The sequence below is a fragment of the Paenibacillus baimaensis genome, from assembly GCF_025567575.1.
Map to the genome: position 1 here is coordinate 1 of NZ_JAOQIO010000076.1, position 1,128 is coordinate 1,128.

Annotated in this window: 1 protein-coding gene; it reads right to left on the reverse strand. The window is 44.7% G+C overall.

The features are described 5' to 3' along the window. The coding region (locus tag OB236_RS17880; RefSeq protein WP_262685234.1) for an IS110 family RNA-guided transposase at window positions 1–1,128 on the reverse strand (1,128 nt) is incomplete at both ends.

Consider the following 1,128-nt stretch of genomic DNA (forward strand, 5'->3'; position numbering starts at 1 on the left):
GCACATTATTTTCGTGTAGTTGTCGAAAAATAGGGTTTGTTCCCACTAAGGTAAGGGTAGCCAGATACAAATACTTTCGGAGTGTGGAATCTCCTCGTTTGGAGAGTATCACCTGACCCTTACGCTTCCCTGACATGCTCTCTGCCAAATTTAAACCGGCTTTCCGTAGCAACTGACGTCCGTGAACGTACTGCTTTAGATCACCGGCGCCAGCTAGAATCGCTGCAATATAGATTGTACCCAAACCTTTGACGGAGCGAAGTTGGCTAGCAATTGGAATCTCAGCGAGTAAAGCCGCGATTTCCTGTTCGATTTCGTTTAATATGCTCACGATGCGCTCGTACTCTTCTAACAAGCGATGTAGATCTTGTTTGGCCTCGTTCAGCGCCATAGTTTCCCCTACGCTCTGAACTGCTTTAGAGAGTAGTTCTGCTGCTTTCTGTATACCCGTTGAGCCGCCAGCTCGACTCATATATTTTCTCCAACCTGTAATAACTTCTGATGTAGATTGACCTTTTAAATCCAGCGGGGACGGGAACTCTTTAAGTGTTGCTCGGGATCGTGGACAGGTCCAATCTTTAAACACAGAAGCATACTCAGGAAAGCGTATATCCAACCAGCGGACAATCCGATTCTGCATCCGAACACTATTTGTAACCCAAAATTCCCGATCACTCATTAAGGTCCGTAACCTTTGATAATGAGTTGCTTGCCGAATGTATTCATAGTAATAACCACGACAGACAACATCTGCAATAACAAGGGCATCCTTCGGATCACTTTTGGATGGACAATTGTCTCGGTTCTCCTTGTTTCGTTTCGTCGTTGCAGGGTTCACTAGAACAACGTTTAGGCCTTTTTCCACAAGCCAGTTAGCCAAACTGTACCCGTAGTGTCCCGTCGGTTCCATGCCAATTATGATGCTCTTTAGTCGGTGCTTTTGTTGCAAGCCTTCCATCCAGCGTTGTAACTTTTCAAATCCCTGGAGTGTGTTTTTGAAGGAAAGATGTTGGTTTGTAAGGACAATTCCTCGATAATTTGTAGCTTGAGCTACTTGGGTTTCCTTTGCCATATCTATACCAACAACAAGATGCGAAGTGGTAATTCGTTCAATACGTTGATTTTGTC